Raw genomic sequence first — 13,794 nt, 5'->3', positions numbered from 1 at the left:
GTGAAAAGCCGGCTTGGTGAATTGGGCTGGTGTTTTGCCGGGAATTGCACTATATGCGCCGCAGCATTGCGCCACGACGCTTTGCTTGCACCGGCCCCTGCTGGACGACATCCCGGCTGAGGGCGACCCGTTTCCTCAAACAGATAAGGAAAAACACGATGTCGATTACTGCCGAGCGCAAAAAGGAATTGATGGGTGAATTCGCGACCGCCAAGGGCGATACCGGGTCTCCGGAAGTCCAGGTGGCCATCCTTTCCGAGCGCATCAAGAACCTGACCGACCATTTCAAGGACCACAAGAAGGATAACCATTCCCGCCGTGGTCTGCTCGCTCTCGTGTCCCAGCGCCGCAGCCTGCTTGATTACCTCAAGCGCAAGGACGACGCGCGCTATCAGACACTGATCGAGAAGCTCGGTCTGCGCCGTTGACGAATTGACCGGCGGGCTCTCTCAAGGAGTCCGCCGGTCGCGCATTCGAGCCGAGGACCAATCCGATCTCGAATGCAGGACTGGAGCGCCGCGCACCCCATCGGGATGCCGGACGGACGCTCCGCAAAGTTGAATTGCGCATGACGCGTTCCGCAAGCCGTGGGTTTCGGGGTCATGCGCGGGCCGATCGATCGATTGGCCATATCCGGCTTAGAGCGCGCAGAGGGCCACTCTAAGCCACCCATGGACGGTCATGGGGCAGGATTGCAGGACGCTCGTTTGGCCACCGTGCCGACAAACCCGAGCCTCCCGTTGTCTTGCCCGTGGCTGCCCGAGAAAGGAAGCCAGAGGAAAGGGCACCCGCGCACGCTGAAACGGCGCGGCCCTTCCTCATACAAAGGACAAGACATGTTCAATCAACACAAAGTGGAAATCGAATGGGGCGGCCGCCCGCTTATCCTCGAAACCGGCAAGATCGCCCGTCAGGCTGACGGCGCCGTGCTCGCCACCTACGGCGAGACCAAGGTTCTGGCCACCGTCGTTTCGATGAAGGAGCCCAAGCCCGGCCTCGATTTCTTTCCGCTGACCGTCAACTACCAGGAAAAGACCTATGCCGCCGGCAAGATTCCGGGCGGCTATTTCAAGCGCGAGGGACGTCCGAGCGAGAAGGAAACGCTGGTTTCGCGTCTCATCGACCGCCCGATCCGCCCGCTCTTCGCCGACGGCTACAAGAACGACACCCAGATCGTCGTCACCGTCGTTCAGCATGACCTGGAGAACGATCCGGACATCCTGTCGATCGTTGCCACCTCGGCCGCTCTGACCCTGTCGGGCGTTCCCTTCATGGGCCCGGTCGGCGGCGCGCGCGTCGGCTACATCAACGGCGAATACGTTCTCAACCCGCACATCGACGAAATGCAGGAGTCCAAGCTCGACCTCGTCGTCGCCGGCACCGCCGACGCCGTGCTGATGGTCGAGTCGGAAGCCAAGGAACTCGGCGAAGAGCTGATGCTCGGCGCTGTCATGTTCGGTCACAAGGGCTTCCAGCCGGTCATCGACGCCATCATCAAGCTGGCCGAAGTTGCCGCCAAGGAACCGCGCGACTTCACCGCGCCGGACTATTCCGCGCTTGAAGCAGAGATGCTGAAGATCGTCGGCGACGAGCTCAGCAATGCCTACAAGATCACCGACAAGCAGAAGCGCTATGCCGCCGTCGACGCCGTCAAGGCGAAGGTCAAGGCAGCCTTTGCTCCGGCCGAAGGCGAAGAGCCCAAGTACACCTCCGAGCAGATCGGTTCGGTGTTCAAGGAACTCCAGGCCAAGGTCGTACGCTGGAACATCCTCGACACCGGCTCGCGCATCGACGGCCGCGACCTCAAGACGGTCCGCAAGATCGTCTCGGAAGTCGGCGTCCTGCCGCGCACCCATGGTTCGGCGCTGTTCACCCGCGGCGAGACCCAGGCGCTGGTCGTTGCCACGTTGGGCACCGGCGAAGACGAGCAGTACGTCGATTCGCTGACCGGCATGTACAAGGAGAAGTTCCTCCTTCACTACAACTTCCCTCCCTACTCCGTCGGTGAGACCGGCCGCATGGGTTCGCCGGGCCGCCGCGAAATCGGCCACGGCAAGCTCGCCTGGCGCGCCATCCGTCCGATGCTGCCTTCCGCTGACCAGTTCCCCTACACGCTGCGCGTCGTCTCGGAGATCACCGAGTCCAACGGCTCGTCCTCGATGGCCACCGTCTGCGGCACCTCGCTGGCGCTGATGGATGCCGGCGTGCCGCTGGCCAAGCCCGTTGCCGGTATCGCCATGGGCCTGATCAAGGAAGGCGAGCGCTTCGCCGTGCTCTCCGACATCCTTGGTGACGAGGATCACCTCGGCGACATGGACTTCAAGGTTGCCGGCACCGCCAACGGCATCACCTCGCTGCAGATGGACATCAAGATCGAGGGCATCACCGAGGAGATCATGAAGATCGCGCTGGACCAGGCCAAGGACGGCCGCCAGCATATCCTCGGCGAAATGGCGCATGCCCTGACCGGCGCCCGCCCCGAACTCGGCGAGTTCGCGCCGCGCATCGAGGTCATGCACATCCCGACGGACAAGATCCGCGACGTCATCGGTTCGGGCGGCAAGGTCATCCGCGAGATCGTCGAGAAGACCGGCGCCAAGATCAACATCGAGGACGACGGCACGGTGAAGATCGCTTCCTCGAACGCCAAGGAGATCGAGGCGGCGAAGAAGTGGATTCATACCATCGTCGCCGAGCCGGAAGTCGGCGAAATCTACGAAGGCACGGTCGTCAAGACCGCCGACTTCGGCGCTTTCGTCAACTTCTTCGGTCCCCGCGACGGTCTGGTCCACATCTCGCAGCTCGCCAATGAGCGCGTCGCCAAGACCTCCGACGTCGTCAAGGAAGGCGACAAGGTCTGGGTCAAGCTGATGGGCTTCGACGAGCGCGGCAAGGTCCGCCTGTCGATGAAGATCGTCGACCAGGCCACCGGCAAGGAGATCGTGCGCGACAAGAAGGCCGAAGGCGAAGAAGACGCCGCCTGAGCGATCTGACAGAAAAATCGAAACGGGCGCGGCTTATGTCGCGCCCGTTTTCGTTTGGAGCAGTTCCAGGAAAGTATGAAGCGCTTTCCCCCGGGAATTGCGTAGGACTCTGGGAGCACTTCTATGCCCGCTGAAGCGCTGAAGACGCTTTTCCATCCGTTCGAGGCCGAGGCTCTTGCCTTGCCGCGAAAGGGCGAGCGCATCCTCTTCCTCGGCGCCGAGCCCGGCCTGCGCTTGCCGTCCGGTTTCGAGGCCACGCTGCATCTCGTACAAGGCTTCCGGCCGCATTTCCGCGGGTTGCAGGCGGCGGGCTTTACCGTCACGCCGCGAACCGAGGGCGACGGCTTTGATGCCGCCCTGGTGCTCGCCGGCCGTCATCGCGGCCAGAACGAACTGCGTATCGCCGAGGCGCTCGAGCGCGTGGCGCCGGGCGGACTTGTCGTCGTCGCCGGCGGCAAGGACGACGGCATTGCCAGCCTGCGCAAGCGCGTCGACGAACTCGTGCCGCTCGACGGCCATATGCCGAAATATCACGGCATCGCCTTCTGGCTGCACCGCCCTGCGGACATGCGGGCCGCCGCCACGCTTCGCGCCGCCAATCCCGCTATGCTGATCGAGGAGCGGTTCCGCACCGCACCCGGCATGTTCTCCTTCGACCGCATCGACGCGGGTTCGAAACTGTTGGTCGACAACCTGCCCGGCGACCTGCGCGGCAATGCGGCCGATTTCTGCGCCGGTTGGGGTTATGTGGCCGCTGAGATGGCTGCCCGCTCGCCAGGCTTGTCGGCGCTTGATCTTTACGAAGCCGATTTCGATGCGCTGGAGGCGGCCAAGGGCAACCTCGCCAACACAGTGGCGCAAGGCTTCTTCTGGACGGATCTGCTCGCCGAGCCTGTCGAGCGCCGTTACGACGTCATCGCCATGAACCCGCCCTTTCATCGCAGCCGTGCGGCCGAGCCGGAGATCGGCGCCGGTATGATCCGCGCGGCGGCCAAGGCGTTGAAGCCAGGCGGCAGGCTGTTCATGGTCRCCAATCGCCAGCTTCCCTACGAGCCCGTGCTGTCGGCCGCTTTTGCCAGCCACGCGGAGCTTGCCCGCGACGGCATGTTCAAGGTGTTTGTCGCGCGTCGTTGAAACGGGGCGGTATCGCCTTCAGTGCAGGTTGGCGACGCGCCGGACCTCGTCGGTCGCGTGCTCGTCGCCAAGCCTGAACTTGAGCGGCGCGGGCCGACCGAACAGGTAGCCCTGCACCACTTCGCAGCCGGCGGCCCGCAGGAGCGTCGCCTGGCTCTCGGTCTCGACACCTTCGGCGATGATGCTGACGCCGAGCGCGCGAGAAAGCCCGACAATGGTTGAGACGACGGCGCCGGAGCTGGAATCGGTATCGATGCGGCTGACGAAGGAACGGTCGATCTTCAGCTTGCCGAACGAGAAATCGATCAGGTAGCTCAGATTGGAATAGCCGGTGCCGAAATCGTCGACGGCGACCGAGATGCCCATTTCGGCAAGCTCTTTCAGGATGGCGGCCGCACGGTCGCGGTCCTGCATCATCGCCGTCTCGGTGACTTCCAGCTCCAGCCGCGACGGCTTGATGCCGGTGGCCCGCATGGTGTCGCGCACAACGCCGACGAAGTCCTTGGTCATGAATTGAACCGGCGAGATGTTGACGGCGACGAAACAGTCGTCGGGCAAATGCCGGGCGTCGCTGCAGGCCTTGCGCAGAACCCATTCGCCGATCGGGTTGATCATGCCGGTTTCCTCGGCGATCTGGATGAACTCCATGGGCGGGATCATGCCGCGTTCGGGATGATTCCAGCGGATCAGCGCTTCATAGCCGATGATACGGCCGGTCGGCAGGTCGAGCTGCGGCTGGTAGTGGAGGTCGAAGTCTCCCCGCTCGAAAGCGGTGTGCAGTTCGGATTCGACCCATTGCCGATAATCGGCGACACGCCCCATTTCGCTGTCGAAGACCGACCAGTTGCCGACCCCGCCGGCGCGCGCATTCTGCAGCGCCAGGTTGGAGCGGCGCAGGAGAAGCACCGGATCGACGCCGTCCTTGGGCATGGCCACGATACCCACCGACAGGCTCACCGATTGCTGATGGGTGCTCAGTTCATAGGGCTCCATCATTTCGTCGATGAGCCTTTCGACCATGCTCTCCATCGTTCCCTGGATCTGATGATCCGCAAGCAGCACCGCGAACTCGCCGGCGCCGATACGCCCGATCAGGGCGCGTGGGGGCACGCAGGCCTGTAGCCGCCTGGTGAAGGCGCGGATCAACTCGTCGCCTTGCGTATAGCCGATGGCGTCGTTGATCTGCTTGAACCGGTCGATGTCGATGTCGATCAGGAACACCGGCTCCCCGGTCCGGCTTGTCGCGCATGCCGCCTCGGCGACCTTGCCGACCATCGCCGGGCGCGCCAGCAGGCCGGTCAGCTTGTCGAAATGGGTTTCGTTGAAGACGAAATCGGCCGATTCATCGACGCCGGCGAAGAACGACATGGCCGCCACCGACGCCGCCAGCGCGCAAAGCGCTGCCATGATCGCGACCATCATGTCCATTGATATGCCGGCAAAGCCGTCGCCGAGACCGTGCTTCAGGCCCCAGATGCCAAGCACGAAACTGCCAATGCCCGAACTTGCTATCGTGAGCAGTCGGAACACCGGTGTTCGCTTCGGGTTGCTGACGGCAGCCATTCAAAGGTCCCCAGATTACGGGACTCTATAGCGGAAATCTTCTTAAAATGAGTTTCCGCGAATGTATCCAATTTTACTGGAGAAGATTATTTTCTTTACTGGAAAAATGGCCATTTTCCGAAACGGTTGCCCAAAGCGGGTCGCCTTGATCCGTTTCCGGACGGGTTAACCATCCGTCTGCTTCAACTCGTCGAGCGTCGGCATCGAGACGATGTGATAGCCGGAATCGACATAGTGGATTTCGCCGGTGACGCCCGAGGAGAGGTCGGACAGCAAATAAAGCGCCGAACCGCCGACCTCGTCGATGGTCACCGTGCGGCGCAGCGGCGAGTTGCGCTGCTGGTAGGAGAACATGTGACGGGCGTCCGAAATGCCGGCGCCGGCGAGCGTGCGCACCGGGCCAGCCGAGATGCCGTTCACCCGGATGCCGCGCGGACCGTAGTCGTTGGCAAGGTAGCGCACGCTGGCCTCGAGGCCGGCCTTGGCGACGCCCATGACATTGTAGTTCGGCATGACGCGGACCGAACCGGCATAGGTCAGCGTGATCATCGAGCCGCCATCCGTCATCAGTGCCGCGGCGTTGCGGGCCACCTCGGTGAAGGAGTAGCAGGATATCACCATTGTGCGGACGAAATTGTCGCGGCTGGTGTCGGCGTAGAGGCCCTTCAGCTCATTCTTGTCGGAAAAGCCGATGGCGTGGACGACGAAGTCCAGCCCGCCCCATTCCTTGCCGAGCGTCTCGAACGTGGCGGCGACCGAGGCGCTGTCCTCGACATCGCAGGGAACGACCAGCGAGGCGCCGAGCCTGTCGGCCAGCGGCTTGACCCGGCGGCCGAAGGCCTCGCCCTGGTAGGTGAAGGCGAGCTCCGCCCCATGTTCGGACAATTTCTGGGCAATGCCCCAAGCTATCGAATGATCGTTGGCAACGCCCATGACAAGCCCGCGCTTGCCCTTCATCAATCCGTCCATGGCAGGCAATCCTCTTAGAAAACCGCTGGCCTTAAGCGGAATAGCGCTGGAAAACGAGCGTTGCGTTGGTGCCACCGAAACCGAAGGAATTTGACAGGACGGTGTCGATCTTGGCGTTGTCGATGCGCTTGCGCACGATCGGCATGCCTTCGAATTCGGGGTCGAGGGTCTCGATATGGGCGCTCTCGCCGATGAAGCCGCCTTGCATCATCAGGATCGAATAGATGGACTCCTGAACGCCGGCCGCGCCCAGCGAATGGCCGGTCAGCGACTTCGTCGAGGTGATGAACGGCATCTTCTCGCCGAACACCTCGCGGATGGCGCCCATTTCCTTGGAATCCCCAACCGGCGTCGAAGTGCCATGGGTGTTGATGTAGTCGACCGGCGTTGAAACCGTCGCCAGCGCCTGGCGCATGCAGCGGACCGCGCCTTCGCCGGAAGGGGCCACCATGTCGTAGCCGTCAGAAGTCGCGCCGTAGCCGACGATCTCGGCGTAGATCTTGGCGCCGCGCGCCTTGGCGTGTTCAAGTTCCTCCAGGATGAGCACGCCCGCGCCACCGGCAATGACGAAGCCGTCGCGATTGGCGTCATAGGCGCGCGATGCGGCGGAAGCCCGGTCGTTGAACTTCGACGACATGGCGCCCATGGCGTCGAACAGGTCCGACATCGTCCAGTCGAGATCCTCGTGGCCGCCGGCAAACATGACATCCTGCTTGCCCCACTGGATGAGCTCATAGGCGTTGCCGATGCAATGCGCCGAGGTCGAGCAGGCCGATGAGATCGAATAGTTGACGCCGTGGATCTTGAACCATGTGGCCAGCGTTGCCGACGCGGTCGACGACATCGCCTTTGGCACGGCGAAGGGGCCGATGCGCTTGGGGCTGCCGTTCTTCAGCGTGGTTTCGGCCGCCTCGACGATGGTGCGGGTGGAGGGGCCGCCCGAGCCCATGACGATGCCGGTGCGATCATTGGTGATGTCGCTTTCGCCAAGGCCCGCATCGGCGATCGCCTGGTCCATGGCGACGTGGTTCCAGGCCGCGCCCTGGCTCAGGAAGCGCATCGCGCGGCGATCGATCATGGCGGAGGGGTCGAGCGTCGGCGCGCCCCAGACCTGGCAGCGGAAGCCGTGCTCGGCGAAGGAATCGGAAAAGCTGATGCCGGATCTGGCGTCATGCAGCGAGGTCTGTACCTCGTTGGCATTGTTGCCGATCGACGACACGATGCCGAGGCCTGTGACTACGACACGTCTCATTCGCAACTCCTTCCAGGGATGCTGGCCAGTGGGTCGGCCACGGGTGCGGTCAAGCGACCGCCGACTGCTTGGACAGACCGACCTTCAGGTCCGTCGCCGCATATATGGGCTCGCCATCCGCCTTCATCCAGCCGTCGGCGATGCCCAGCACCAACCGGCCGCGCATGACGCGCTTGAAATCCACGCCATACTCGACCTTCTTGACCGATGGCGTGACCATGCCCTTGAACTTGACCTCGCCGGTCGACAGCGCCATTCCCTTGCCGGGTTCGCCGAGCCAGCCGAGGTAGAAGCCGGTCAACTGCCACAAGGCGTCCAGACCGAGGCATCCTGGCATGATCGGATTGCCGATGAAATGGCAGGCAAAGAACCAAAGATCCGGCTTGATGTCGAACTCCGCACGGATAAAGCCCTTGTCGAAGGCACCGCCGGTCTCGCTGATCTCGGTGATACGGTCGAACATCAGCATCGGCGGGTAGGGCAGTTGGGCATTGCCCTCTCCGAACAACTCGCCGCGGGCGCAGGCCAGCAATTCTTCGTAGTCGTAGCTGGATTTACCCGCCATCAATCTCGTCCCCATATCGTCCGGGCGGTAGCGCGCCCTTGTCGTTGGTGTCCTAACACAATCTGTTTCAGGCCGGAAACCGGCGTTTGCGCTTAACCCGCAAGTCCGCCCGGGTCAATGCGCGCTATTGATCGCATTCGGCCGACAGAATATATGTCAACAGGGATCCGGTTTCGGCAGACATTCATTTTTTTGCCATTCTGGGCGTGTCTTGAAGCGGGACTGTTGGCTTGGAAGACCAGATGGACCGGGGCTGCCGGAAGGAAAATGTCGCTGTGGACAAGCGGGTGCGTGAAGCCGGCCTGAGGCCGACACGGCAGCGTATTGCGCTGGCCGACCTGCTTTTTGCCAAGGGCGATCGCCATCTCTCGGCCGAGGAACTGCACGAGGAAGCGCTGGCCGCCGGCGTGCCGGTGTCGCTGGCCACGGTCTACAACGCGCTCCACCAGTTCACCCAGGCAGGGCTGCTGCGCATCCTCGCCGTCGAAGGCGCCAAGACCTATTTCGACACCAACACCTCCGACCACCATCATTTCTACGTCGAAGGCGAAAACCGGATTTTCGACATCGCCAACGGTCCGGTGACGGTCACCAACCTGCCGGATCCGCCCGAGGGCATGGAAATCGCCAATGTCGACATCGTCGTGAGGCTGCGCCCCAAGCGGCAGGAATGACCGGCGAGAGCCCGGAATGGTCGGCAATGCCAGAATAATACATCAGGGATGAAGCCCCTCGACCTGATAGTCCGGCTCGAATGGGCTGTCGTAGCGGCCGCCGCGATCGTCTTCTACGCCTGGTCAGGCGGTTCCTGGTGGCTTTTCGGATTGCTCATCCTGGCGCCGGACCTGTCGATGTTCGGCTACCTCGGCGGGCCGCGCATCGGCGCCATCGCTTACAACGCCTTGCATATCCTCATCGTACCGGTGCTGCTGCTGCTCGTCGGGTATTTGTCAGGTCATGCGGTCGCGATCGCGGTCGCACTGATCTGGATCGCCCACATCGCCATAGACCGCGCACTGGGCTATGGGCTGAAGCTGTCAACCGGTTTTCAGGACACCCACCTTGGCCGTATCGGGCACAAGCGGGACGACCTCAGTCCTTGACCCGCTCGCCGGGATAGGCGCCCCAGACCGCGGCCTGGGCGAGCCAGCCGGTGTGGCCGTCAAGCGTCATTTCGCACCATTGGCCGTCACAGGACTTGATCGTGCCCATGACGCCCGGCTCGACGATCGCCACCACGTTGGCATCCTTGTTGGGGCTTTTCATAAGGTTGATCTGGGCGCCCTTGCCGCGCTGCCACGGCGCGATGATGGCGGTGCGCCGGCCTGAGAGCATCGACTGGTTGATCCAGCCTTCCGAACCGTCCGCATCGCGGACGCGGCGCCAGGTATCGAATTCCTGGATGACCTCCATCGGCAGGCCGGCCTTCACATACATCCAATTGACGGAGTAGTTGGCGCCCGGACCGACGCGCGAGTTGACGCGCGCCGGCTTCAGGCTGACGAATCGCGGCAGCGGCAGGCCGCTTGGGCCGAGCGTGACGACACCCTGGGCGGGTGCGGCCGCGCCCTGCGCCGCGGCGAGCGGGGAATAGAGGAGAGCGCCGAGAAATGCTGCGCTGAGGGCCAGGCGAAGCGACGCGAAACCAGACACTTTCGTTCCTTTCGGCGCCGGCCCGGTGGCCTCGGCGCCCCTTTTTCTTTGTCTTCGGCGGCACCGCTTGTTACATGGGTAAAATCGGCTACCGCGACCGGCTTTCAGTTTCGCCGGTCTTGGTTAAAGAGGTCTCAACGAGGGAAACAATGGCAGGCAAAAAGAAGCCTCTCGTGGTCATCACGCGAAAGCTGCCCGACCCGGTCGAGACCCGCATGCGCGAGTTGTTCGACGCCAGGCTGAATGTCGAGGACCGGCCGATGACGCAGCCGGAACTGGTCGCCGCGGTCAAGGAAGCCGACGTGCTGGTGCCGACGGTGACCGATCACATCGACGCGGCGCTGATCGCCCAGGCCGGCGAAAATCTCAAGCTGATCGCCAATTTCGGCAACGGCGTCGACAAGATCGACGTGGAGGCGGCGGCCAAGAAGGGCATCACCGTCACCAACACGCCCAATGTGCTGACCGAAGACACCGCCGACATGACCATGGCGCTGATGCTGGCGGTGCCACGCCGGCTGGCGGAAGGCGCCAACGTGCTCACCGGCGACAAGAAATGGGCCGGCTGGTCGCCGACCTGGATGCTTGGCCGCCGCATCTGGGGCAAACGGCTCGGCATTGTCGGCATGGGCCGCATCGGCACGGCCGTCGCCAGGCGAGCCAAGGCCTTCGGCCTTTCCATCCACTATCACAACCGCCATCGCGTTCTGCCGGCGGTCGAGGACGGGCTGGAGGCGACCTATTGGGAGAGCCTCGACCAGATGCTGGCCCGCATGGACATCATCTCCGTCAATTGTCCGTCGACGCCCGCGACCTTCCATCTTCTGTCGGCGCGGCGGTTGGCGCTGCTGCAGCCGACGGCCTATGTCGTCAACACCGCGCGTGGCGACATCATCGACGAGGAAGCGCTGGTCAAGCTGATCCAGGACGGCAAGATCGCCGGCGCCGGCCTCGACGTCTACGAGCACGAGCCGGCGCTCAATGCCAAGCTGCTCAAGCTCGCCGCCAGGCATAAGGTCGTGCTTTTGCCGCATATGGGCTCGGCGACGCTCGAGGGCCGCATCGATATGGGCGAGAAGGTCATCATCAACATCAGGGCCTTCGTCGACGGTCACCGCCCGCCGGACCGCGTGCTGCCGCTCAGAACCTGACCGCATCGCGGCGGCGCTTCCCGTTCATTCTTCAAATGCAAGCCAAGGCTTACGAAAGAGCCTTGCGCATGGTGATCGATGTCGGCCTGGCGTAGCCTTCATGCGCCGTCCGCCCGGTCTCCTGAAAGCCGAGACGGGCAAAGGCGGCGTGATTGGCGGTGAGCTCGATCCGTGTCTGCAGTTCCAGCGCCGCCTTGCCGCGGTCGAGCGCGAGAATTTCGACCGCCCGCATCAGCCTTCGGCCGATGCCTTGCCCTTGGCAGTCCGGGGCGACGGCGAGCTTGCCGACGTAGAGATCGTCAGCCCTCTCCTGGGCAAAGACGCAGCCGACGATCCTGTCGCCGTCGAGAGCCACGAAACCGGTCTCGCGCCGGGCCTTGTCGTGCAATGTGTCTGGCGTGAGCAGGTGAGCCGAGGACGGCGGGTCGATGACGCCGTCCATGAAGGCGAAGGCATGCATGATCAGGGCGAGCACCTCATCCCAGCGGCCGAAATCGGCAGGAATGCGGTCGATCGAGAGGGGCATGGTCCGCTCCAAGATCAGCGCCTGGCGTAGCGGATCGTCTCGAAGCGCGCGGCGAGCGCGTCATAGAGCAGCAGCCGGCCGACCAGCGGCTCGCCGATGCCGGTGATCAGCTTGATCGCCTCCATCGCCTGCAGCGTGCCGACGACACCGGTCAGCGCGCCAAGTACCCCAGCCTCGGCACAGGACGGCACCAGGCCCGGCGGTGGCGCTTCGGGAAAGAGATCGCGATAGCTAGGGTTCGGCTTGCCATCCTTGCCGACCTCGAAAGGCTTCAGCACCGTCACCGAGCCGTCGAAGCGGCCGACGGCGGCATGCACAAGGGGTTTACGCGCGCTCGCGCAGGCGTCAGCCACCGTATAACGGGTTTCGAAATTGTCGGAACCGTCGACCACCATGTCATAGCGGGCGACGAGGGCAGGGGCGTTGTCCGCGCTCAGCCGGAAGGTGTGCGTCTCGACCGCGGTGTTGGGATTGATGCGGGCGATTGCCGCCCTGGCGCTTTCGGTTTTCAGCGTGCCGACCGTATCGGTGGCGTGGATGACCTGGCGCTGCAAATTGGAAAGCGACACGGTGTCGTCGTCGACAATGCCGAGCGTGCCGACGCCGGCCGCCGCAAGATATTCGAGCACCGGCGCACCCAACCCGCCGGCGCCGATCACCAGGACGCGCGCCTGCTTGAGCTTCTGCTGGCCCGCGCCGCCAACCTCCGGCAGCACGATGTGGCGGGCATAGCGTTCGATCTCGTCGGCGGTGAGCGCAGTGGTCATGTCGCGACCATACAGCGGCCGAAAAACCTTGTCAGGCGTCTTCGGTTGGCCCAACCGTGCCGTGGTCGACGGTCAGGAATTGCGCACGCCCCTTCAGGCTGGAGAACAGCGCGGCATCGGTTCCCGTCATGAAGGCCTGGCAGTTCAACTCCTCGAGGATCGAAAACAGTGCCGCCCGCCGGCCGCCGTCTAGGTGTGCTGCGATTTCGTCAAGCAGCAGGATCGGCGTCAGGCCGGACATCTCGCCGGTCAGCCGCGCGTGCGAGAGCACGATGCCCACCAGCAAGGCCTTCTGCTCGCCGGTCGAGCAGAGCTCGGCCGGCATCGCCTTGGGCCGGTGCCGCACCAGGAGATCGGAACGATGCGGACCTTCGAGCGTTCGTCCGGCGGCGCGATCGCGATCACGGCCAGAGGCAAGCGCGCGGCGGAACCGCTCTTCGACATCGACTGCCGGTGCATTGGAAACCTCGGCTTCCAGATCGCCCGAAAGGCTGATGTCGGCCTGCGGGAACGGTCCCGTGTCGGGCAACCTGTCGATCATGGCGGCGAGCAGACGCACAAGTTCGGCGCGCGCCGCCGCAATGGCGACGCCGGTTTCGGCCATCTGCGTCTCGATCGCCTCGAACCAGCGATCATCGCGAGTCCCATCCGTAAGCAGGCGATTACGGCCACGCATCGCCTTCTCATAATCGAGGGCACGTTGGCCGTGGCCGGGATCGATCGCCAGCACCAGCCGGTCGAGAAAGCGCCGACGATCCGCGGCCGGCCCGGTGAACAGCGCGTCCATGGCCGGCGTCAGCCACACCACGCGCAGCCATTCCAGCATGTCTTCAGCCGATCGGGCAGTCGCGCCGTTGATGCGAACCCGCCGGCCGCCTTCGCCCTCGCCAACCGAAATGCCGGTGCCGATCTCGACCTGGCCGTCGGGTCCGTCAAGCCGGGCATGCAGGGCAAAGCCGCCATCGCCGCCTTCGCGCGCGACATCGGCGTAAGGGGCACGGCGCAGGCCACGCCCGGGCGTCAGAAAGGAAATGGCTTCGAGGAGGTTGGTCTTGCCGGCGCCATTGTCGCCGGAAAACACCACGGCGCCCGGCGCAAGATCGATCGCCAGCGCCGCATAGTTGCGGAAATTAGTAAGTGTTAGCTTACTTATATGCGTCTGTGCCGGCAACCGCTATCCGCCTGTAGAAGTGCCGCAACCATCGCTTCGTAGCCGGCCGGTCCTGTCAC

At 63.7% G+C, this 13,794-nt stretch carries 14 protein-coding genes; 6 read left to right on the top strand and 8 right to left on the bottom strand.

Going from position 1 to position 13,794, the window contains the following annotated elements; genetic code table 11:
• Positions 1-53 precede the first annotated feature (53 nt).
• From rpsO to AC1DPX_RS00535, 3 genes are all read left to right on the top strand, one after another.
• Positions 54-428 (top strand): 30S ribosomal protein S15, encoded by a 375-nt coding sequence (gene rpsO, locus AC1DPX_RS00545; protein ID WP_269465810.1) that lies wholly within the window; start codon positions 54-56, stop codon positions 426-428.
• Positions 429-836: 408 nt separating this feature from the next.
• Entirely contained in the window at positions 837-2,984 is a 2,148-nt protein-coding gene (pnp, locus tag AC1DPX_RS00540) for a polyribonucleotide nucleotidyltransferase (RefSeq protein WP_477233856.1), read from the top strand.
• 123 nt (positions 2,985-3,107) lie between these two features.
• Entirely contained in the window at positions 3,108-4,118 is a 1,011-nt protein-coding gene (locus AC1DPX_RS00535) for a class I SAM-dependent methyltransferase (RefSeq protein ID WP_477233854.1), read from the top strand.
• Between the two features lie 18 nt (positions 4,119-4,136).
• Here the strand turns inward: AC1DPX_RS00535 and AC1DPX_RS00530 are convergent, their stop codons facing one another.
• From AC1DPX_RS00530 to fabA, 4 genes are all read right to left on the bottom strand, one after another.
• Positions 4,137-5,681 carry a putative bifunctional diguanylate cyclase/phosphodiesterase gene (locus AC1DPX_RS00530; RefSeq protein WP_477233852.1) on the bottom strand — a complete coding sequence of 515 codons (1,545 nt, stop codon included), beginning with the start codon at positions 5,679-5,681 and terminating at the stop codon, positions 4,137-4,139.
• A gap of 165 nt (positions 5,682-5,846) precedes the next feature.
• Positions 5,847-6,650, bottom strand: a complete 804-nt coding sequence (gene fabI, locus AC1DPX_RS00525) for an enoyl-ACP reductase FabI (protein WP_202356327.1) — start codon at positions 6,648-6,650, stop codon at positions 5,847-5,849.
• Positions 6,651-6,681: 31 nt separating this feature from the next.
• Positions 6,682-7,902, bottom strand: a complete 1,221-nt coding sequence (fabB, locus tag AC1DPX_RS00520) for a beta-ketoacyl-ACP synthase I (RefSeq protein WP_202356326.1) — start codon at positions 7,900-7,902, stop codon at positions 6,682-6,684.
• A 49-nt stretch (positions 7,903-7,951) separates the two neighbouring features.
• Entirely contained in the window at positions 7,952-8,467 is a 516-nt protein-coding gene (gene fabA / locus AC1DPX_RS00515) for a 3-hydroxyacyl-[acyl-carrier-protein] dehydratase FabA (RefSeq protein WP_010913332.1), read from the bottom strand.
• A 242-nt stretch (positions 8,468-8,709) separates the two neighbouring features.
• Here fabA and irrA point away from each other — a divergent pair, with 242 nt between their 5' ends.
• The gene (irrA, locus tag AC1DPX_RS00510; protein ID WP_202356325.1) at positions 8,710-9,141 is read left to right on the top strand and encodes an iron response transcriptional regulator IrrA; all 432 of its coding nucleotides are present in this window, start codon (positions 8,710-8,712) and stop codon (positions 9,139-9,141) included.
• 48 nt (positions 9,142-9,189) lie between these two features.
• Positions 9,190-9,570: a DUF4260 domain-containing protein gene (locus AC1DPX_RS00505; protein ID WP_477233850.1), complete on the top strand. Its 381-nt coding sequence runs from the start codon at positions 9,190-9,192 to the stop codon at positions 9,568-9,570.
• On the opposite strand, the gene AC1DPX_RS00500 is transcribed toward AC1DPX_RS00505, so the two are convergent.
• A complete protein-coding gene (locus AC1DPX_RS00500; protein ID WP_477233848.1) occupies positions 9,560-10,120 on the bottom strand; it encodes an SH3 domain-containing protein in 561 nt (186 codons plus the stop codon). The two genes, AC1DPX_RS00505 and AC1DPX_RS00500, sit on opposite strands and share 11 nt — an antisense overlap.
• 149 nt (positions 10,121-10,269) lie before the next feature.
• On the opposite strand from AC1DPX_RS00500, the gene AC1DPX_RS00495 reads away from it, so the two are divergent.
• Positions 10,270-11,271: a 2-hydroxyacid dehydrogenase gene (locus tag AC1DPX_RS00495; RefSeq protein WP_202356322.1), complete on the top strand. Its 1,002-nt coding sequence runs from the start codon at positions 10,270-10,272 to the stop codon at positions 11,269-11,271.
• Between the two features lie 49 nt (positions 11,272-11,320).
• Here AC1DPX_RS00495 and AC1DPX_RS00490 read toward each other — a convergent pair whose 3' ends face one another.
• Genes AC1DPX_RS00490 through recF form a run of 3 tightly spaced genes read right to left on the bottom strand, consistent with a single transcriptional unit; the run spans position 11,321 to position 13,735 of the window.
• Positions 11,321-11,797, bottom strand: coding sequence for a GNAT family N-acetyltransferase (locus AC1DPX_RS00490; RefSeq protein ID WP_477233846.1), 477 nt, complete (start codon positions 11,795-11,797; stop codon positions 11,321-11,323).
• 14 nt (positions 11,798-11,811) lie between these two features.
• Complete coding sequence (locus AC1DPX_RS00485) at positions 11,812-12,564, bottom strand: molybdopterin-synthase adenylyltransferase MoeB (protein ID WP_477233844.1); 753 nt, start codon at positions 12,562-12,564, stop codon at positions 11,812-11,814.
• Between the two features lie 31 nt (positions 12,565-12,595).
• Entirely contained in the window at positions 12,596-13,735 is a 1,140-nt protein-coding gene (gene recF, locus AC1DPX_RS00480) for a DNA replication/repair protein RecF (RefSeq protein WP_202356319.1), read from the bottom strand.
• Between the last annotated feature and the right edge of the window lie 59 nt (positions 13,736-13,794).

It is taken from the genome of Mesorhizobium sp. 01N446, from assembly GCF_056399285.1.
Note: the sequence above shows the minus strand (reverse complement) of the source record. Positions and strands in the feature narration are given on the sequence as shown.

Bases quoted from the DNA above. Each gene is read 5' to 3' on its own strand.
- fabA (WP_010913332.1), bottom strand. From the start codon at position 8,467: ATGGCGGGTAAATCCAGCTACGACTACGAAGAATTGCTGGCCTGCGCC.
- AC1DPX_RS00505 (WP_477233850.1), top strand. From the start codon at position 9,190: ATGAAGCCCCTCGACCTGATAGTCCGGCTCGAATGGGCTGTCGTAGCG.
- AC1DPX_RS00490 (WP_477233846.1), bottom strand. From the start codon at position 11,797: ATGCCCCTCTCGATCGACCGCATTCCTGCCGATTTCGGCCGCTGGGAT.
- irrA (WP_202356325.1), top strand. From the start codon at position 8,710: ATGGACCGGGGCTGCCGGAAGGAAAATGTCGCTGTGGACAAGCGGGTG.
- AC1DPX_RS00485 (WP_477233844.1), bottom strand. From the start codon at position 12,564: ATGACCACTGCGCTCACCGCCGACGAGATCGAACGCTATGCCCGCCAC.
- rpsO (WP_269465810.1), top strand. From the start codon at position 54: ATGCGCCGCAGCATTGCGCCACGACGCTTTGCTTGCACCGGCCCCTGC.
- fabI (WP_202356327.1), bottom strand. From the start codon at position 6,650: ATGGACGGATTGATGAAGGGCAAGCGCGGGCTTGTCATGGGCGTTGCC.
- pnp (WP_477233856.1), top strand. From the start codon at position 837: ATGTTCAATCAACACAAAGTGGAAATCGAATGGGGCGGCCGCCCGCTT.
- AC1DPX_RS00495 (WP_202356322.1), top strand. From the start codon at position 10,270: ATGGCAGGCAAAAAGAAGCCTCTCGTGGTCATCACGCGAAAGCTGCCC.
- AC1DPX_RS00530 (WP_477233852.1), bottom strand. From the start codon at position 5,681: ATGGCTGCCGTCAGCAACCCGAAGCGAACACCGGTGTTCCGACTGCTC.
- fabB (WP_202356326.1), bottom strand. From the start codon at position 7,902: ATGAGACGTGTCGTAGTCACAGGCCTCGGCATCGTGTCGTCGATCGGC.